The organism is Agrobacterium burrii, from assembly GCF_017313405.1.
Taxonomy (GTDB): domain Bacteria; phylum Pseudomonadota; class Alphaproteobacteria; order Rhizobiales; family Rhizobiaceae; genus Agrobacterium; species Agrobacterium burrii.
This window is the reverse complement of the sequence record NZ_JAFLNA010000002.1, coordinates 74,320-92,183: the sequence shown is the minus strand read 5'-3', so window position 1 is coordinate 92,183 and position 17,864 is coordinate 74,320. Positions and strand designations below refer to the sequence as shown.

Sequence of the window (17,864 nt, the reverse complement as noted above, 5' to 3'; positions counted from 1 at the left end):
CAAATTACCCATACAGATCTTTTATGGGTTGAGCGAAGGCTCGCGCCTTGCGACCGACCGCAACAGGCATCGAAACAGCCTGAAGGTGCGCTCATCCACCTCCCTGCCCTTCAGCAGATGGATGGAGCGATAGATAACCGGATCGGTGATATGCGCGGCCTGAAGCTGCCCGGCCTCCTGTTCCTGCTGAACCGAATTCCATGACAGGATCGTCGCACCGATGCCGGCGCTGACGGCGCGTTTGATGGTGTCCTGCCCGTCGATCTCCATCGTCACATTCAGATGAATACCGGCGCGGGCGGCAGCCTCGTCTATCGATACGCGCAGCGGATTATCCTTTGGCGGCAGAATGAGGTCTAGCTTTGCCGCCGCCTCAAGCGGCATCGACCGGCCGAGTGGCCTTGAGGACACGGCAAACAGGCTCTCCTTGACGATTAGGTCGTCAACCTTTTCCTCCGCACCGACCAGCGCGACCGCCATATCCACCTTACCAAGACGGATGAGGCGCAGCGATTCATCACTGCGCGCCTCTATCAGCCGCAGCGAGACCTTGGGCATCGAAGTAGCGACTTCGCTGATGATGCTTGGTGCAAAGGCCGTCGCCCAGGAAGGGATGAGGCTCAGCCGGATCACCCGCTCATCCAGATAGGCCATGGCGCGGATTTCCGCTTCCGCCTGCCTCACCTTCTCGGTGATCTCGCGTGCATGGGCGAGAAGCACTTCACCCTTCTCCGTCGCCTTCACGCCGCGCGCCAGCCGGTGCAGAACGGGAAAACCCACCAGCCGCTCCAGTTCCGCGATGTGGTGACTAAGCGCCGGCTGGGCGATCCCCAATTGCCGCGCCGCCGCCGACATGGAGCCGCAATCGGCAATCGCGACCAGATATCGCAGCCTGCGCAAATCCAACATGCCCGCTTCCACTCCCGCCGCTTCGAGATGTGATCATGACACCAAATCGCCATCACGACCTAGGGCAAAAAGCCCTTTTTCGCGAAAGGTGGGCAATGGGCCAAGTGATGGGGTAAGACAAGATTCTTATGACAGCCGGCTAAGGCTTTTCTCGACCCTCCCGCCATGACACGGTCCTGGCTGTGATGGGGAGCGGGATGGATCCTAAGACCGGTATTTTGCTCAAGCTGACGGCCATGCTGGCATTCACAGTCATGTCCGCCTGCGTAAAGGGTTTGGAGGGAGCGATCCCGGTCGGCGAAGTCGTTTTCTGCCGGGGATTTTTTGCCCTTATTCCCCTCTGTCTCTGGTTCATCGCTTCGTCCGAGCGGATAACCATACCGGCTGCCAAAAACATCGGCAGCCTGCTTGCGGGTAGCTCGGCCGGGCTGGGCGGCATGTTCTTCGGCTTTCTGGCGCTGGCCTATCTGCCGCTGGTGAATGTGACCGTACTGAGCTACACAACGCCGCTTTTCACCATCATGCTGGCGGCGCTGCTTTTGCGTGAAAAAGTGCGGATTTACCGCTGGTCCGCCGTGCTCACTGGCTTCATCGGCGTCTTTATCACCTTATCACCCAATCTGGTCTTTGATGCCGCATCAGGCCCCGCCCGGATCGACGGCGTTGCGATGATCGGAACAGCACTGGCGCTGACCGGCGCGCTTTGCGCCGCCTTTTCCTCCATCGCCGTCCGCCACCTGAACAGCATCGAAAAGCCGTCGCGCATCGTGCTCATCTATACGCTAACGGGCGTGGTCGCCGGCTTCACCACGATCATACTTGGATGGAAGATGCCGGATTTTCATCAGTTCCTGCTGCTCGCCGGCAGCGGTATCGCCGGCGGTATCGGCCAGATCACCATGACGCTCAGCCTGCGGCATGCCCAGGCCTCGCTGCTGGCGCCCTTCGACTATACGACGATGATATGGGCGATCGCGCTGGGCTATCTCTTTATGGCCGAAGTTCCGACGGGCGCGACCATCGTCGGCGCATTGACAGTCATTGCTGCCGGACTGTTCGCCATGTGGCGCGAAAGCCGGCTGGCGAAACAGGTCATCAGGGAGCCGACAGCGTAAGCTCATCGGTGACGCGTTTTTTATGTAGCCGCCTTTCCCGCCATAACGTGAACAAGCCGGCAGCAACCACGATCGACGCTCCCATAATGGTGGTGAGCGCCGGCACCTGATCCATGAAGGTGTAACCGATCAACAGTGCCCAGATCATCGTCGTATAATCGAACGGCGCCAGCAGCGACGCTTCCGCATAACGCAGGCTGAGCGTTACCAATATCTGCGCGGTTCCGCCGATAAGACCGGTGCCGATCAGCAGGATCCATTGCCACGCGGTCGGTATTTTCCAGCCCATACCGATGCTCGCAAAGCCGATGACGGTGGTGAGCAGGGTGAAATAGAAGATGATCGCGCCGGTATTTTCCGTCTGCGTCAGATGCCGGATCTGGATCATCGATATTGCGGAGAAAAAAGCCGCAGCCAGTCCAAAAAGACCACCCAGCATGGCGACGCCCGTGCCCGCGGCGATATCGGAAACATCCACGGAAAAATGTGGCGACAGGATCAACACGATGCCGAACAGCCCGAAGACCACCGCCGTCCAGCGATAAATCCTGACGACCTCTTTGAGAAGCAGCACCGCCAGAATGACGGTGAAGAGCGGCGTGGCGTAGCTGATCGCGGTTGCATCGGCGAGGGGAATATAGGCAAGTGCCAGATAGCTGAAAACCATGCCGCCGGTGCCGGAAAAACTCCTCACCAGATGCCCGCCAATGTGGCTTGTGGCCACCTGTCTCCGAAAACCGCCCTGCGAAGCCATCCACAGACAAAGCGGCAGCATCGCCACCGCCGACCTGAAAAAGACGACCTGCCCGATGGGTATCTCGCCCTTGAGGCCGCTGATGCAGGCGCCCATTAGCACCAGAGCGAGCGCTGCGGAGATTTTGAGGAGAATGCCTTTGCGGGGTTCCATGGTTCGTTCCTTCGGACGTCTTTGAACCGTTTCACCACGCGGCGGCGGGATATCAAACCGCAAAGCAGTGTCCATAGAAACTTCGTCTGACCCCATCAATGCTGCCCACATGGTAGCTATTGCTGATGGGCAGGCTGCGGATTCCGCTCCGTTTGCCCGCCGCCGTGGGGACACAAAAAGACGTTGGAAACCAATATGGATCTGGAAAAGATCAAGAAACTGATCGAGTTTGTCGGCTCTTCGCGAGTGTCCGAATTGACCGTGAGCCAGGAGGGAACCACGGTCCGGATCATTCGTGAAAACAGCGCCGTTTCGCCGCAATCGCCATCACCCCAGCCCGGAACTGTTCCGGCAGCGGAAACGGCATCCGAGACACCGCGTGCCGAAGAACAGGCACCAACCCACTCTACAGCCGCCCCGACGCCATCCGGCATCGTCGCTGCGCCCTCATTCGGTCTTTTCCATCGCGCCCCAAGCCCCGGCACGCCGCCTTTCGTCGAAGCCGGAGATGAGGTCAGGCATGGACAGGAACTCTTCATCATCGAGGCGATGAAAGTGTTCAGCACCGTGAGAGCCGAACGCAGCGGCAGGATCGCCAGATTTATCGCCAATGACGGCGAGGATGTCGAACTCGGACAGCCGGTGCTGGAGTTCGAATGATGGATGTGTCACTCCCAAAGGCGACAGCCGAACAAAGAGCATTCGACAGCGTCCTTATCGCCAATCGCGGCGAGATCGCACTGCGCGTGCAGCGCGCCTGCCGCGAACTCGGATTGAAGACCATCATGGTCTATTCGGAAGCCGATAAGGATGCGGATTATCTGAAGGCGGCCGATACCGCCATCTGCATCGGCCCGGCCTCTCCCGGTCAGAGCTATCTCAACGCGCCGGCCATATTGCTCGCAATGGAGCTGACCGGTGCTGGCGCGGTTCACCCCGGTTATGGTTTTCTGTCCGAAAGAGCGTCTTTTTCGGAGGCCGTGGAGGCGGCGGGAGCGGTCTTCATCGGCCCACGCGCCGACGCCATCCGCACCATGGGTGACAAGATCGCGGCGAAGCGGGCGATGATGGAGGCCGGCGTGCCCTGCGTTCCCGGCCCCGATTCCGCCCTGCCGGATGACGCCGTGGAGGTTGCCAAAATCGCCGCCGAAATCGGTTATCCCGTCATCGTCAAGGCAGCCGGCGGCGGTGGCGGGCGCGGCATGCGCGTCGTGCACGAGGCCTCCGCCCTTCAGGATGCCGTTCTCGTCACCCGCGAGGAGGCGAGCCGGGCTTTTGGAACGCCGGAACTTTATATCGAGAAATTCCTCGAACATCCGCGCCATGTCGAAATTCAGGTTCTCTGCGATGGCCAGGGCGGCGGTGTCTGGGTGGGGCTGCGCGACTGCTCGATGCAGCGCCGGCACCAGAAAGTCGTCGAAGAAGGCCCGGCCATCGGCATTCCGCCTGATGTCGCGGCTTTCGTCGGCAATCGCTGCGTCGAAGCCTGCCGCCAGATCGGTTATCGCGGCGTCGGCACCTTCGAGTTTCTTTATGAAAACGGCGAATTCTACTTCATCGAAATGAATACCCGCCTCCAGGTCGAACATCCCGTCACGGAAATGACCTCGGGCGTGGATCTGGTGCGCCAGCAGATTCTCGTCGCTCTCGGCCATCCGCTGGAGATTTCGCAGGAGGACATCGTCTGCGAAGGCCATTCGATCGAGTGCCGCATCAATGCAGAAGACCCCTATAGTTTCATTCCCTGCCCCGGCCTGATAACGGCCCTTCACCTGCCGGGCGGCCCCGGCGTGCGGGTCGATACCCATGTGACGGCGGGTTATCGGGTTTCGGCCCATTACGATTCGCTGATCGCCAAGCTCATCGTCCACGCGCCGACGCGCGAACAGGCGATCCTGCGCATGCGCCGCGCGCTTGGCGAAATGCGCATCGAAGGCGTCTCCACCAACTTGCCGCTGCACCGGGAAATATTGCAGGACCCGGCCTTCTCCGAAGGCGGCACGGATATCCATTACCTCGAACATTGGCTTGCAGCGCGGAGTGCCCAGTGAAACGACAACCTGTTTCCATATCCCGCTATAGCGAGCCCGGCACGATTGCCGAACTTGCCGCTCACCTCGAGCGCAACAACGTCTCCGCCATCGAGATCGAGACCCCCGATGGGTCATTGAAGATCGTTGCCATGGCAGGCGGCCAGGCCCCTGCCGCACGGCGGCCCAGTGAAGCGGCAAAAGCGCCGGTAAAGACGGGAGACATCCTCGCTCGTGCACCGATGGCTGGCATCTTCACCCCCAACCATCCGCAGCGCCCCGACCGCGCGGTTCAGGCAGGACGATCCGTAACAAAAGGCGAGATCGTCGCATTCGTGGCGGCAGGCCTCCTGATCGTTCCGGTCATCGCCGAAAAGGCTGGCACCGTCAGCGAAATCGTGGCGGAAGCCGGTGCGCTTGTCGGCTATGGCTCCGCCGTTCTCAAGACCGAAACATGATGGTGACATCGATGAGCAATACCTCGCTGAAAGCGCCCCACCTCACCCCCGCCCATCTGGGCCTGCCGAAAATCTCGATGATCGGCAACAAGACCTTTCTGATCGAAGCGCCCGGCGAGCTGGACCTTCCCGCCCAGCGGCGCATCTGGGCGCTGACGCGCGAATTGAAAGATCGCCCCGAGGTACTGGAACTCATACCCGGCATGACCAATCTCCTGATCGTGCTGCGCGGCACGCCTGAAGATGCCGGGCGTTTGCAGGACGAGCTTCTCGACATCTGGCAAAGAACCGCGGAACTGGATCTTCTCGGCAAGACCATCGAGGTGCCGACGACCTATGGCGGCGAACACGCCATCGACCTTGCGGCGATCTGCGATTATTCCGGCCTGCCGGACAGGGAGGTCGTGCGCCTTCACTTCGAGCGCACCTATACGGTTTTCGCCGTCGGCAGCGCGCCGGGCTTCGGTTATCTCGGCGGTCTCAATCCGCGCATTTTCATGCCGCGCAAGAAAGTCCCGTCGCTGCGCATGCTGAAAGGCATGGTGACGATCGGCGGCATGCAGTCCGGCATCTCGGTTCTGACCGGGCCAAACGGCTGGAATTCGCTGGGTTTCACCGAAATCACCATGTTCGACGCCACAGCCGAACAGCCAGCAGTGCTTGCGCCAGGCGACCGGGTTCGCTTCCTTCCCGAAAGGATCGAACTATGATCCATATTCTTGCCTGCGGACCGCTAAATACCGTGCAGGATCTCGGCCGCGCGGGTTATCGCAATATCGGCATCACCGCCACGGGTGCAATGGACCCGATTGCGCTGAGGGTCGGCAATCTTCTCGCCGGCAACGGCGAAGAGGCCGCCGCGATTGAAATCCAGACCTTTCCGTTCCGCATCGAATTCGAAGAGGCGCTGACCTTCGCCGTGACCGGCGCGGATTGCGCCGCACGACTCGATGGCGCGGATTTGCCGCCTTACTGGTGTGTGCGGGCCGAGAAGGGTCAAATCCTCGAGCTTTCGACCCCGCTGAAAAATGCGCGTGCCTATCTCTGCCTTCAGGGCGGTATCGACGTTCCCGTGGTGATGGGATCGCGCAGCACTTCGCTTCGCGGCTCCTTCGGCGGTCACGAGGGGCGGCATCTTGCCACCGGCGACAGGCTGCCCGTTCTGCCATCCGAGTCACTCGCTCTGCCTGCAAGCGGTCTTGGCCTTATGCCGCTTGCCGAGGCGATGCCGGACATGTTTCCGGTGTCAGACACGGGCGAATTGCTGCTGAGAGCCATTCCAGCCGCCGAACATGATCTTTTCGGCGAAGGGGCGGAACGTTTCTGGTCGGAACCCTGGAAAATCACCTCGCAGAGTGACCGCACCGGCTACCGGCTGGCCGGCACGCCGCTGACGCTTTCGGCTCCCGTCGAGCTGCGTTCCTATGGTGTCATTCCGGGCGTGGTTCAGGTGCCGCCGGGCGGCGAGCCTATCATCCAGATGAGCGACGCCAACACGGCCGGCGGTTATCCCAAAATGGCGGGTATCATCGACAGCGATCTATGGCGTCTCGGCCAGGCCCGCATCGGCAGCCGCATCCGCTTCGTGCAGGCGACAGTGCGTGAAGCGCTGGAAGTCGAACAGGCGATCGACGCCTATTTCGCCGATATCCGCAAGACCCTGCCTTTGGTCACCGCTGCACTCACCACGCTGACAAAACGATAATCCGCAAGAACAAGGAGAGCGAACCATGAAGATCGATGTTAATTCCGATATGGGCGAGGGTTTCGGCGTCTATAAGGTCTGCGACGACGAGAAACTTATGGAAGTCGTCTCTTCGGCGAATATCGCCTGCGGCTTCCATGCCGGCGATCCGGAAATGATGGCGCGCATGGTGCGTCTGGCCAAACAGAACGGTGTCGGCGTTGGCGCGCATCCCGGCCTTGCCGACCGTCTCGGCTTCGGCCGCCGCGAAATACCCGTCGATGCGGAAGAAATGGAACAGCAGGTTCTCTACCAGCTCGGTGCGCTTTCGGCGATTGCGAAGGCGCAGGAGGTCGCGCTCTCCCATATCAGCTTCCATGCGGCCATGGGCAACATGATCAACCGCGATCCGGCTCTTGCCGCACGGATCATGAAAAAGATCAGGGCGGTCGATCCTGATCTCATCGTCTTTTCGATGCCGGACATGCTGATCGAAAAGGCAGCGCTCGACTGCGGACTGAAGGTGCTGAACCTCTTCCTCGCCGACCGCGCCTATGATGTGAAGGGCCAGCTCGTGCCGCGTAAGCTGCCCAATTCCGTCATCAAGGAAGAGTCGAAGGTGCGTGCCCGCGTGCGCCAGTTTCTGGAAAAAGGTACGGTTACGACCATCGAAGGCGAGATCATCCCCGTTCGCGCCAGATCCATCCTCGTCCACAGCGACACGCCCGGTTCACTGGAGCTTGCCCGCACCGTGCGCAGCGAAGTGGAAGCATGCGGCGGCAGCGTCGTGCCGGCGTGCGAAGTGGTCGACTGAGGGCGATCCGCTTCATCTCATCATTGATAATCAAACAGATACGGCACCGCGCATCATTTCTGGACGCGGTGCCGTCACATTTTCAGGTCTTCTTCATCGGCCGGACCGCTGAATCGATCCGGCCGATAAAATATCAATTCAGCTGGATGACGTGATTGCTGTCGCTCGTCCAGCTCAACCTCACCCGGTCGCCGGCCGCACTGACGGCATTGGTGAAACCCTCCATCTGGGTCTGCCGGTAGGCGATCATCGGCTCGCCATTATCCAGACGCAGATAGTAATGCAGCATGAAACCGCGATAGACGACCTGCTCTACCCGCGCCGTGGTAGAATTGCCGGGGCTTTCACCCCCATCGGCCGCAAGCGGCGAAACCGAAACGGCCTCGGGGCGAACCGTGACGACGACCTTTTCGCCCTGAACCGCACCCATGTCATCCACATCGAGCCACACACCGGAGCCGGTCACAAGCCGCGCGGCGCGGCCGTTGCGTTCCTTGACGCTTGCCTCGAAGAAGTTCGAGGCGCCGATGAAACCCGCGACGAAACGCGTCAGCGGCTTCTGGTAGATTTCGCCGGCAGGCGCGATCTGCTCGAGATTACCGTCCCGCATCACGGCGATCTGGTCCGCCATGGTCAGGGCCTCGTCCTGATCATGCGTCACCATGATGGTGGTGAGGCCAAGCCGTTGCTGCAGGCTGCGGATTTCTACCTGCATGCTTTCCCTCAGGCCCTTATCGAGTGCGCCGAGCGGCTCGTCGAGAAGCAGCATCGAAGGTTCGATCACCAGCGCGCGCGCCAGCGCCACACGCTGCTGCTGGCCGCCGGAAAGCTGTGCCGGCAGCCGGTCCCCGAAGGTGTTCAGCTGAACGAGATCGAGCGCCTGCTTTACCCGCCCTTCCCGATCAGCCTTGGAAATACCCCGCATCTCGAGACCGAAGGCGACATTTTCGGCAACGGTCATATGGGGAAAGAGGGCGTAGTTCTGGAACAGCATGCCGACATTACGGCGATGAACCGGGGTGCGCGTGGTCGGCTTGCCGCCGACCACGATTTCACCCGACGTGGGATCGACGAGCCCCGCAATCATGCGCAGGCAGGTCGTTTTCCCGCATCCGCTCGGACCGAGAAGCGCGAGAATCTCCCCTGCCTTGACGGTCAGTGAAACATCATCGACGGCAACGACCTGACCGCTGTAGTGTTTGGTCAGTCTTTCCAGGCGGACTTCGACGGATTTCATTAGCGTTCCTCAGCCGTTAAAGGTCTGGTTGTATTTTTCGAGCCATTGCGCGCGACGCGGAATGATATATTTCCAGTCCGGCGTGAACAGGTTCAGGGATTCCATCTTGGCTTCCGGATAGGCGAGGAACTTCGCCGTTTCCTCGCTAAACTCGATGCCCTTGACGGAAGGTGCGCTGAGGGTGGCTTCCGACAACATCTTCTGCACGCCCGGATCGAGGATGCGGTTGATATAGGCAAGCGCTAGATCGCGGTGCGGCCCGCCCTTCACCAGCGCGATGGAATTGATGCCGGTGAACGCGCCTTCCTTCGGGAAGGTCATATCCAGCGGCACGCCCTTCTTGGTGTGCGGATAAACCGCCTTGGAATATTCGATACCGCCAAAATCCGCCTGGCCCTGCGCCACCATCATCGTCTGCGCTTCCGCATCATAGATTGAGAGCACATTCGGCTTCAGCTCGGCAAGTTTCGCCCAGCCCGCATCCGTATCGTATTGCGCATCTTTCAGCGGTTTGCCGGTTGCAAGGGCAGCGGCCACCATCAGCATCAGCACGCTCTGGGTGTTCTTCGGCGTATTGAGCAGCATGCGGCGGACATATTTCTTGTCGAACATCTGTTCGTAGCTTTCGAACGGCTTGCCCGTCGTCGGATTGTAGAACAGGCCGGCAATCGAAATCGCAAACCCGACGCCAAAATTGTCTTCGAAAAGATAGCGGGAATAGACGTTCTTGAGGTTTGGGATTTCGTCGATCGGCAATTGCTCGATCAGGCCCTCCTCCTTGGCCTGGGGAACCCCGACATCATCCATCGACATCACGCTATATTGCGGATTTTCGCGGGTGGCGCGCAGCGTGGCGATGTTGGCAAGCGTTGCGCCTTCAGTCGTCAGCACCCGGCACTTATATTCCTTTTCGAAGGCCGGGATCACTTCCTTCTTGATCAGCCCGCCCTGCGCGGAATTGTAAACGCCGACATACATGGTGCGGTCCTGTGCGGAGGCCGCGGTGTAGAAATAGGGTGTGGCGAGCGCGCCCGCGGTGACGGTCAGAAAACTGCGCCGTTTCATGAAGATGGTCTTGTCTGTCATTTCCGGTACCCCTCTTGTTGTTGATTTACATTGCCATTGCCCGGCGCAGACCCACCAGCCTGTCGAGGACGAGCACGACGGTAACCGCCAGAACGATGATGATGGTGGACATGGTCGCGACCGAAGGATCAAAAACCGTGCCGATCTGGCGATAGAGAACGATGGGCACGGGCAGGTTCGCGGAATCGGCCAGCCACATCGAAACGGGATAATTGTCGAAAGAAACCATGAAGCAGAAGATCGAGCCGGAGGCGACGCCGGGCGCGATCTGCGGAAAAATCACCCGCGTGAAGGTTTTCCAGCGGGTGGCGCCAAGCGTGCGCGCCGCCTCCTCGAGGCTGACATTGACGAGCTGAAGGCTGGTCAGCACCGTGCGGATCACATAGGGCGACGTGACAACGGTGTGAGCAATCAAAAGCTTCAGCTTGGTGTCCATCCAGCCATAACCGGAAAAGAGCTGCAGCAGCGCAAGGCCGGTCACCAGCACGGGGAAGATAAGCGGCGAGAGCAGCAGCCCTTTCATCACCGAGCGGCCGATGAATTTTCCCCGCGAGAGCGCAAAGGCTGCGGGAACGCCGAGCGCTAGCGAAAGAATGGTGGTGGCAACAGCCAGTGCTGCGCTGAATGTCAGGCCGGCGGTGAACTCCTCGTTCTGCATCACCATTGCATACCAGCGGAAGGTGAAGCCCTGCGGGGGGAAGGTGACGAAGTAACTGTCGGAAAACGAGATGGCGACGACGAGGACGATCGGGGCCAGAATGAAGACCATCATGGCGGCGGTGATCGCGTAAAGAACGATGGCGGAAGTGCCAGTCAGCTTGTTGTTCATGATGCACTTGCCTTGATACGACGCCCGCCGAGCAGCCTCATCGAGACGGCATTGATCAGAATGACGATGAAAACGAGGATGGTGGCGATGGTGGCGCCGAACGGCCAGTCATAGACCGCGAGGACCTGCTGCTCGACCATGTTGCCAAGCATCTGCGAGCCGGGACCACCGATCAAAGCGGGAATGACATAGGATGCCGAAGCCAGAGAGAAGACCAGCGTGAAACCAGCCACCAGGCCGGGAAGGCTGAGCGGGAAAGTGATCCGCAGGAACACTCTCCATGCCGGCGCCCCGAGCGTGCGGGCAGCCTGTTGGAGGTTAGGATCGATCTTGCCAAGCGCGGAGGACAGCGGCAGCACCATCATCGGGAAGAAGATGTGCAGGGAGCCGATAATGACGGCAGCATCAGAAAACAGCAACGTCAGCGGAGTGTCGATAATGCCGAGATTCATCAGAATGTAATTCAAGAGACCAGTCGGGCCATTACCGAGAATGAGCTGCCAGCCATAGGCGCGAACCACAACGCTGACGGCCAGCGGTGCAATCACGATCAGCGTTATGATGCGGGTCGTGGTGATATTGCCGCGCACAAGCACGGTCGCAACCGGATAGGCCAGTATCGCGGCGATGATGGAGGTGATGAGACTGATGCGGATCGTCGCCCAAAGCACCTTCTGGTAAAGATCGACCTCGAAAAACCTGATGTAATGGGCAAGCGTGAAGGGTGTACCGATCAACCCCTGCGAATTCTGCGTCATGACGCTGAAGCTCATCAGGCGAATGGCCGGAAGGAAGAAAAAGAACAGCAGAAAGATCAAAAGCGGCAATATGAGTATGCCGGGGGAAAACAGCCGTCGCTCGAGTGCTTTCCAGCCGTAAATTCCACGGCGTGGCGGGGCATGGGGTTTCATGATTGCAATATCCGACATCTATACTCCCGTCGCGTTGAATACGGCACGAGGCATCGCGTTGAGCCGAACGACGGGGTCGTCCAAGCCCTATGACTAGAATTTGCTGGGTGTGCTCCCTGTCGAGGTATCCGGTCTTTTGCCGATACCCGTCGCATGTTTCTGCTTGTTCGCGCCGGTTACCTCTTTGGGTAATATTGCCCGACGCGTCGTTCCCTTGGTTGTTACGCCGAGCTTAGGGGCTAAGCCGACAGGCTGCATAATATTTTATTGCTCTTAGGTCATCGCATACGAGTATGGACCGGACCGCCCTGACAGCGATGCATCAAAATCCCGTATGACCTCACATCGAAGTCGTATTGGGGAAACGGCGGAAAATTCCCGTAACCTCTTTGTCATGCACAGGCGTCGCGACGATGCCTGCCTTCACCGTTATAATCGGAAATCATCCATGCCTACTATCGCCCAGCGTCTCAACAACGTCACCGTTTCGGCCTCGCTCGCCATGACCCAGAAAGCCCGCGATCTCGCAGCCCAGGGCACCAAGGTCATCAGCCTGTCTTCCGGCGAACCGGATTTCCCGACCCCTGCCCACGCGGTCGAGGCGGCGCATGCGGCGGCCCTTGCCGGCGATACGAAATATCCGCCCGCTGACGGAACGCCTGCTTTGCGCGCCGCAATCCAGCGGAAGTTCAAGCGTGACAATAATCTTGACTACGATCCGAGCCAGATCCTGGTGGCGGGCGGCGGCAAGCAGATCATCTTCAACGCCATCATGGCCACCTGCGACCCGGGTGATGAAGTCGTCATTCCCGCGCCGTCTTGGATCAGCTACGCCGATATCGTCAAGTTTGCCGGCGCTGTGCCGGTGCCGGTAGTTTGCCCTGAGAATAACGGTTTTCGTCTTCGGGCGGAGGATCTCGAAGCCGCCATTACCCCGAAAACCAAATGGCTGCTTTTCAACTTCCCCAATAACCCGACCGGTGCCGCCTGCTCCCGTGAGGAGATGAAAGAAATCGCCGAGGTCATGCTGCGGCACCCGCATGTCTGGATCATGACCGACGACATGTATGAGCACCTGATCTATGACGACTTCGAATTCTGCACCATCGCAGAAGTCGAACCACGGCTCTATGACCGGGTCCTGACCGTCAACGGCGCATCTAAAGCCTATGCCATGACCGGCTGGCGCCTCGGTTTCTGCGGCGGCCCGAAAGATCTCATCAAGGCCATCAGCAACGTCAACACCCAGAACAGCGGCGGTGTCGCCACCATTGTGCAGGCAGCCGCCGTTGCGGTTCTCGACGGTCCGCAGGATCTGCTGAAAGAGCGCGCCGATATATACAAGACGCGCCGCGACTTCGTGCTCGGCAAACTAGCCGAGATCGACGGCCTTCGCTGCCACAAGCCGGAAGGCGCCTTCTATATCTTCCCGAATATTGCGGCGCTGATCGGCAAGACCACGAAGGGCGGCACGAAGATCGAGAACGATACCGATTTTGTCATGGCGCTACTCGCCGAACATCACGTTGCGACAGTGCAGGGCGCGGCCTATGGCTTGAGCCCCTTCTTCCGGCTCTCCTATGCCACCAGCATGGAGAACCTCGCCGAAGGCTGCGCCCGCATCGCCGAATTCTGCAATGGAATGAAATAGGGAGAACAGCATGCTGGGAGGAAGTGGCCGTGTCATCATGGTTTCCGGTGCATCGCGGGGCCTTGGCCTTGCGATCACCACAAGGCTTCACGAAGCCGGTTTCAACGTCGCGGCGGGAGCACGAAATCCAGCCACTATTGCCGTGAAGGACGGGCTTTCGGCCGACCGATACGATGCGGAAGAGGTGGGATCGGCAGAAGCCTGGGTTGATGCCGTTGCCGCCAGATATGGCCGGATCGACGGGCTGGTGAATTGCGCCGGCATTAATCCCAAAGTCAAGATCATGGATACGGGCGAAGAAAGCCTCGACCAGATGTGGCGCATCAACGTCAAGGGTCCGCTCAGGGTAACCCGCGCCGCAATCCCTCACCTCGTAAAGACCGGACAGGGCAGGGTCATCAATGTCGCCTCGCTGGCAGGTCGGCGCGTCGGCTCGAATGTTGGTTATGCAATGACGAAATTCGCCGTCGTCGCCCTTACCCACGGCATCCGCCAGGAATTATGGGACAGCGGTGTGCGCGCCACCGCCCTCTGCCCAGGTTATATCGCAACCGATATGACATCAGGCGAAACCGAAGTCACCCGCGAGGATATGACCCAGCCGGCAGATCTCGCCGAAATGGTTGAAACCCTTCTTCGCCTGCCGAACAACCTTTCGGTGGCCGAATTGCTGGTGAACTGCCGCAAGGAATCGATGCTTTAATCTTCTCACGTGCCGGACTGGAAGACAGTCCGGCACGTGATCACAAGCCGGTGCGTCTTTATTTCAGGGTTTCCGCCAGCTGCAGCAGTATTTCCTTCACGGCAAGCGCAGGCTCGGAGAGCGGCGTATTATCCGATACGCAGAAGGACAGAGTTTCCTCGATCATCGGGCTGGCGATCTGCCGGACGACAATTTCCTCATTGGATTCCGCCACGATACGGTCGGCGATGGCCTTGGGCGTTATGGTCGCGCCAAGTCCGGCATCCACGCCGCGCGCGATGGTCCTTACCGATTCCAGCTCCGCCATGACGATCAGATCCTTGCGGCTGCGGGTGAAGGCGAGATTGATGGCCCGGCGCACGAAATTATAGGTCGGTGGCAGAAGAAAGGGCAAATATGCCAGATCAGCAACTGTGATCGGTGCATCGCCGGGCTCCACGCCGAAGCTGCGATGCACGACCAGCACGAATTCCTCACGCAATAACGGCGTGAACTTGACGCCGCGGATCGGCCCGGTGCCGTGGATCAAGCCCATCTCCAGACGACCATTCATGATCATCTGGCTATAGGGCTGGCTGACGCTTTCCGTGATGTGAAGCAGGATGCCGGGATGAAGCCGCTTGGTTTCCTCCATCAGACGCAACGCCAATGTGGCGGCGCTGCTGAAGGGCGCAAGCCCGACGGATACCTTGCCGGACAGGACCGCACCAGCCTCCAGCGCTTCCGCCTGCGCCTGCTCCATCTGCCGCAGGATAACCTGCGCATGCCTGTAGACGACCTTGCCGGCATCGGTCATGACGACGCCCTGCTGGCTCCGGGTCAGCAGTTTCTGGCGGAAATGCTCCTCGATGCTCGCCAGCTGTTGGCTCAGCGCCGGCTGGGCGATATGCAACACATCCGCCGCTCTTGTTATGCTCCCCATATCGACAATCGTTATAAACGATTTCAGGCGCCTGATATCCATCTGCTGCTGCTTATCCCATTACTGCTTGCAGGGATAAGATGCGCAATTTGCCGATAATGTCCATCTTGCATTTCCCCGCCTGGCCCCGCCCGCATTGCGGGGCGGGGAGAGTGATCCACACTGCTCGTGAAGAGGGCCGTCAGGCAGCCATTCAGGCCGCCTTGAGAGACCCCCGATAAGCGTCCGTTCCCGAACCAAGTTCGAACTGGCCGAGCAGCCGGTTCAACGCATCGACCTCCCCTGCCAGAGTGTGGCTTGCGGCAGTCATTTCCTCGACCATCGCAGCATTTTTCTGCGTGTCCTGATCCATCTGATTGACGGCGACGTTGATCTGCTGGAGGCCGGACGATTGCTCCTGCGCGGATTCCACGATCGCGGCCACGTGCTGGTTGATCTCCTGCACCTCGGCGACAATCACGTCGAGTGCCTTGCCGGTATCGCCGACAAGATGCACGCCCTCCTCCACCTGCTGGTTCGACTTGGTGATCAGCGACTTGATCTCCTTCGCCGCACCGGCGGAGCGTTGCGCCAGTTCACGCACTTCCTGCGCCACCACGGCAAAACCCTTGCCCGCGTCACCCGCACGCGCCGCCTCAACGCCGGCATTCAGCGCCAGAAGGTTGGTCTGGAAAGCGATCTCATCAATGACGCCAATGATGCTGGAAATCTCGTTTGACGATTTCTCGATCCGCTCCATGGCGATGACCGCCTGACGTACAACCTCGCCCGATCGTTCGGCGCCGATGCGCGTGCGGGAGACGAGTCGACCCGCCTCATGCGCCCGGCTGGCGGCATCTTTCACCGTGACCGTGATCTCTTCGAGGGCTGCGGCCGTTTCTTCCACGGCAGCTGCCTGCTGCTCTGTGCGCCTTGCCAGATCATCGGCCGCCGCCTTGATTTCATGAGCGCCGGAATCGATGCCGGAGGCATTTTCCGACACGCGCAGCAGCGCATTCTGCAGCTTTCCGGAGGAGCCGTTGAAATCGTTGCGTACCGCATCGAGCTGTTCGACAAAGGGTTCATTGATACGGCACGACACGTCGCCATCGGCAAGTTTTGCCAATGCGTAAGCCAGACTGTCGACGGCAAACCGGATGTTGCCTGCCTCCTCAGTGGCCTCGCGTTCGCGGGTTATGCGCTCCTGTTCCCCGAGAGTGCGATTGGTTTCTGCTTCCTGCTCAAGCGCGGCCTTTTGCCGATTGCTTTCACGAAGGACATCCAGCGAGCGAGCCAGATCGCCGATCTCATCCTTGGTCGCAATATCCTTCAACGTCAGCTGGAGGTTTCCCTGTGCGATCTGGGCGGTCTCACCGATAATGTTCGTGATGCGGCCAATGAACCGCCGGGCAATAAACCAGCCCGCCAGCGCCAGAAGGACCGCTGCCGTCACGATCGTCAAGGCAGCATCACGCATCATCGCGTGCAGCTGCGCAAAGACCGTGTCTTCCGGCACCGAGACGATTGCGTACCATTTCATGTCCCCGGTCAGCATGACGGGTGATGCGACAACGAAGGAGAGCGTTCCGTCCTGCGCTGTCATCTGCTGTTCGACGCCGGGATTTGCGATCAGCGTGTCCCACCCCATGGTTTCTGCGCCGCCATCCGCAAGGCTTTTTCCCATGATCGCCGCATCCGGATGGCTGATGATCTTGCCGCCACCACTGACAAGGCTCACGAAGCCTGTTCCCATCGGCCGCACGGTCGACAATTGCTGGCTCGTCTCCTGCAGTGAGAGGTCGAGTCCCGCAACGCCCAACAGTTTACCCTCCACAATGACCGGCTTGGAGATAGAGGTGAGGAGAACCTCCTTGCCGTCAATCGCATAAGGATAAGGTTCGATAATAACCGTTTTCTTCTGCGTGAAGGGTTGCTGGTAATAGTCGCCCGGGCCTGCTGTGGCATAGTCTGTCAATGCGGTGTTGCTAATTTTGCCATCGCCGCCCCGAACCCAATAGGGAACAAAACGACCCGTGGCATCATGCCCCTCCGTATTGACGAAATCCGCATCCTTGCCGTCGAAGGCGTTGGGCTCCCATCCCGTCCAGAGCCCAAGCACCTCGGGATTGCCTGCCAGCATGTTTCGGATAAGCTGATTGGCCTTACTGCGATCCGCGTCCCCGGATTGCTTCATCGTTTCCAGAACCGACCCAAGGCTGTTCACGATGTGAAGCGTGCCGCCAATGTTCTTTTCTGCCGTCAAAGCTTCTGCATGAGCGATCTGCCGCATACGTTCGAGGCTGTTGACCCGCGTATCTTCGTAGGATCGATAAAACAGCACGGCCGATGCTGCGACCGTCGCGACCACCCCGCATGCCGCAACCGCAAAAATATTCCGCCCCGTTGTTGATTTAAACAGCATGTCCCACCCCCCAAAAATCCATGCCGCGATGGCCGGGGCCACAGCTGGCGCGCCGGCAACTCTCGGTCGCCGGATCAGAAGGTAATATTAGAAAACTATGCTTAAAAATTACTTTCTATATTGCTTTTAAATTGATTGTGGGGGCGACGGTGAATTATTAAATTGTAATATTTCAATATATACAGAGTATTACGTGACATTTTAACG

17 protein-coding genes are annotated in these 17,864 nt (G+C 59.4%); 9 read left to right on the top strand and 8 right to left on the bottom strand.

Annotated features, from left to right (window positions below; genetic code table 11):
• Positions 1-21 precede the first annotated feature (21 nt).
• Positions 22-909: a LysR family transcriptional regulator gene (locus tag JZX89_RS03905; protein WP_207133146.1), complete on the bottom strand. Its 888-nt coding sequence runs from the start codon at positions 907-909 to the stop codon at positions 22-24.
• Between the two features lie 197 nt (positions 910-1,106).
• Here JZX89_RS03905 and JZX89_RS03900 point away from each other — a divergent pair, with 197 nt between their 5' ends.
• Entirely contained in the window at positions 1,107-2,024 is a 918-nt protein-coding gene (locus JZX89_RS03900) for a DMT family transporter (RefSeq protein ID WP_207133145.1), read from the top strand.
• On the opposite strand, the gene JZX89_RS03895 is transcribed toward JZX89_RS03900, so the two are convergent.
• On the bottom strand, positions 2,005-2,931 hold the full coding sequence (locus JZX89_RS03895) for a DMT family transporter (protein ID WP_149899635.1): 927 nt from the start codon (positions 2,929-2,931) through the stop codon (positions 2,005-2,007). The genes JZX89_RS03900 and JZX89_RS03895 overlap by 20 nt on opposite strands.
• Before the next feature lie 195 nt (positions 2,932-3,126).
• Between JZX89_RS03895 and JZX89_RS03890 the strand changes: the two genes are divergently transcribed.
• Genes JZX89_RS03890 through JZX89_RS03865 form a run of 6 tightly spaced genes read left to right on the top strand, consistent with a single transcriptional unit; the run spans position 3,127 to position 7,917 of the window.
• Complete coding sequence (locus JZX89_RS03890; RefSeq protein WP_207133144.1) at positions 3,127-3,591, top strand: acetyl-CoA carboxylase biotin carboxyl carrier protein; 465 nt, start codon at positions 3,127-3,129, stop codon at positions 3,589-3,591.
• Positions 3,588-4,982 carry an acetyl-CoA carboxylase biotin carboxylase subunit gene (accC, locus tag JZX89_RS03885; protein WP_207133143.1) on the top strand — a complete coding sequence of 465 codons (1,395 nt, stop codon included), beginning with the start codon at positions 3,588-3,590 and terminating at the stop codon, positions 4,980-4,982. Before JZX89_RS03890 ends, accC begins: the two co-directional genes overlap by 4 nt.
• Positions 4,979-5,419, top strand: coding sequence for an acetyl-CoA carboxylase biotin carboxyl carrier protein (locus JZX89_RS28845; RefSeq protein ID WP_207133142.1), 441 nt, complete (start codon positions 4,979-4,981; stop codon positions 5,417-5,419). Before accC ends, JZX89_RS28845 begins: the two co-directional genes overlap by 4 nt.
• A complete protein-coding gene (gene pxpB, locus JZX89_RS03875; RefSeq protein ID WP_207133141.1) occupies positions 5,416-6,129 on the top strand; it encodes a 5-oxoprolinase subunit PxpB in 714 nt (237 codons plus the stop codon). The genes JZX89_RS28845 and pxpB overlap by 4 nt, the downstream gene beginning before the upstream one ends.
• On the top strand, positions 6,126-7,124 hold the full coding sequence (locus tag JZX89_RS03870) for a 5-oxoprolinase subunit C family protein (protein ID WP_207133140.1): 999 nt from the start codon (positions 6,126-6,128) through the stop codon (positions 7,122-7,124). Before pxpB ends, JZX89_RS03870 begins: the two co-directional genes overlap by 4 nt.
• A 25-nt stretch (positions 7,125-7,149) precedes the next feature.
• Positions 7,150-7,917, top strand: coding sequence for a 5-oxoprolinase subunit PxpA (locus JZX89_RS03865; protein WP_207133139.1), 768 nt, complete (start codon positions 7,150-7,152; stop codon positions 7,915-7,917).
• Positions 7,918-8,050: 133 nt separating this feature from the next.
• Here the strand turns inward: JZX89_RS03865 and JZX89_RS03860 are convergent, their stop codons facing one another.
• From JZX89_RS03860 to JZX89_RS03845, 4 genes are read right to left on the bottom strand one after another with little or no spacing between them, the layout of a single operon-like run.
• Entirely contained in the window at positions 8,051-9,154 is a 1,104-nt protein-coding gene (locus JZX89_RS03860; RefSeq protein WP_207133138.1) for an ABC transporter ATP-binding protein, read from the bottom strand.
• Between the two features lie 9 nt (positions 9,155-9,163).
• Entirely contained in the window at positions 9,164-10,240 is a 1,077-nt protein-coding gene (locus JZX89_RS03855) for an ABC transporter substrate-binding protein (protein WP_149899643.1), read from the bottom strand.
• Positions 10,241-10,265: 25 nt separating this feature from the next.
• Positions 10,266-11,069, bottom strand: coding sequence for an ABC transporter permease (locus JZX89_RS03850; protein WP_153514288.1), 804 nt, complete (start codon positions 11,067-11,069; stop codon positions 10,266-10,268).
• Positions 11,066-11,998, bottom strand: coding sequence for an ABC transporter permease (locus JZX89_RS03845; RefSeq protein WP_207133137.1), 933 nt, complete (start codon positions 11,996-11,998; stop codon positions 11,066-11,068). The genes JZX89_RS03850 and JZX89_RS03845 overlap by 4 nt, the downstream gene beginning before the upstream one ends.
• A gap of 430 nt (positions 11,999-12,428) precedes the next feature.
• Between JZX89_RS03845 and JZX89_RS03840 the strand changes: the two genes are divergently transcribed.
• Positions 12,429-13,631 (top strand): pyridoxal phosphate-dependent aminotransferase, encoded by a 1,203-nt coding sequence (locus JZX89_RS03840; protein WP_207133136.1) that lies wholly within the window; start codon positions 12,429-12,431, stop codon positions 13,629-13,631.
• A gap of 10 nt (positions 13,632-13,641) precedes the next feature.
• Positions 13,642-14,334, top strand: a complete 693-nt coding sequence (locus JZX89_RS03835) for an SDR family NAD(P)-dependent oxidoreductase (protein ID WP_207133135.1) — start codon at positions 13,642-13,644, stop codon at positions 14,332-14,334.
• Positions 14,335-14,392: 58 nt separating this feature from the next.
• On the opposite strand, the gene JZX89_RS03830 is transcribed toward JZX89_RS03835, so the two are convergent.
• Positions 14,393-15,298, bottom strand: a complete 906-nt coding sequence (locus JZX89_RS03830; RefSeq protein ID WP_046799038.1) for a LysR substrate-binding domain-containing protein — start codon at positions 15,296-15,298, stop codon at positions 14,393-14,395.
• 151 nt (positions 15,299-15,449) lie between these two features.
• Positions 15,450-17,657: a methyl-accepting chemotaxis protein gene (locus tag JZX89_RS03825; RefSeq protein ID WP_207133134.1), complete on the bottom strand. Its 2,208-nt coding sequence runs from the start codon at positions 17,655-17,657 to the stop codon at positions 15,450-15,452.
• Positions 17,658-17,864 lie beyond the last annotated feature (207 nt).

Bases quoted from the DNA above. Each gene is read 5' to 3' on its own strand.
- JZX89_RS03905 (WP_207133146.1), bottom strand. From the start codon at position 909: ATGTTGGATTTGCGCAGGCTGCGATATCTGGTCGCGATTGCCGATTGC.
- JZX89_RS03850 (WP_153514288.1), bottom strand. From the start codon at position 11,069: ATGAACAACAAGCTGACTGGCACTTCCGCCATCGTTCTTTACGCGATC.
- JZX89_RS03890 (WP_207133144.1), top strand. From the start codon at position 3,127: ATGGATCTGGAAAAGATCAAGAAACTGATCGAGTTTGTCGGCTCTTCG.
- JZX89_RS03865 (WP_207133139.1), top strand. From the start codon at position 7,150: ATGAAGATCGATGTTAATTCCGATATGGGCGAGGGTTTCGGCGTCTAT.
- JZX89_RS03835 (WP_207133135.1), top strand. From the start codon at position 13,642: ATGCTGGGAGGAAGTGGCCGTGTCATCATGGTTTCCGGTGCATCGCGG.
- JZX89_RS03830 (WP_046799038.1), bottom strand. From the start codon at position 15,298: ATGGATATCAGGCGCCTGAAATCGTTTATAACGATTGTCGATATGGGG.
- JZX89_RS03825 (WP_207133134.1), bottom strand. From the start codon at position 17,657: ATGCTGTTTAAATCAACAACGGGGCGGAATATTTTTGCGGTTGCGGCA.
- JZX89_RS03870 (WP_207133140.1), top strand. From the start codon at position 6,126: ATGATCCATATTCTTGCCTGCGGACCGCTAAATACCGTGCAGGATCTC.
- accC (WP_207133143.1), top strand. From the start codon at position 3,588: ATGATGGATGTGTCACTCCCAAAGGCGACAGCCGAACAAAGAGCATTC.
- JZX89_RS03855 (WP_149899643.1), bottom strand. From the start codon at position 10,240: ATGACAGACAAGACCATCTTCATGAAACGGCGCAGTTTTCTGACCGTC.
- JZX89_RS03840 (WP_207133136.1), top strand. From the start codon at position 12,429: ATGCCTACTATCGCCCAGCGTCTCAACAACGTCACCGTTTCGGCCTCG.
- JZX89_RS03895 (WP_149899635.1), bottom strand. From the start codon at position 2,931: ATGGAACCCCGCAAAGGCATTCTCCTCAAAATCTCCGCAGCGCTCGCT.
- pxpB (WP_207133141.1), top strand. From the start codon at position 5,416: ATGATGGTGACATCGATGAGCAATACCTCGCTGAAAGCGCCCCACCTC.
- JZX89_RS03900 (WP_207133145.1), top strand. From the start codon at position 1,107: ATGGATCCTAAGACCGGTATTTTGCTCAAGCTGACGGCCATGCTGGCA.
- JZX89_RS03845 (WP_207133137.1), bottom strand. From the start codon at position 11,998: ATGTCGGATATTGCAATCATGAAACCCCATGCCCCGCCACGCCGTGGA.
- JZX89_RS03860 (WP_207133138.1), bottom strand. From the start codon at position 9,154: ATGAAATCCGTCGAAGTCCGCCTGGAAAGACTGACCAAACACTACAGC.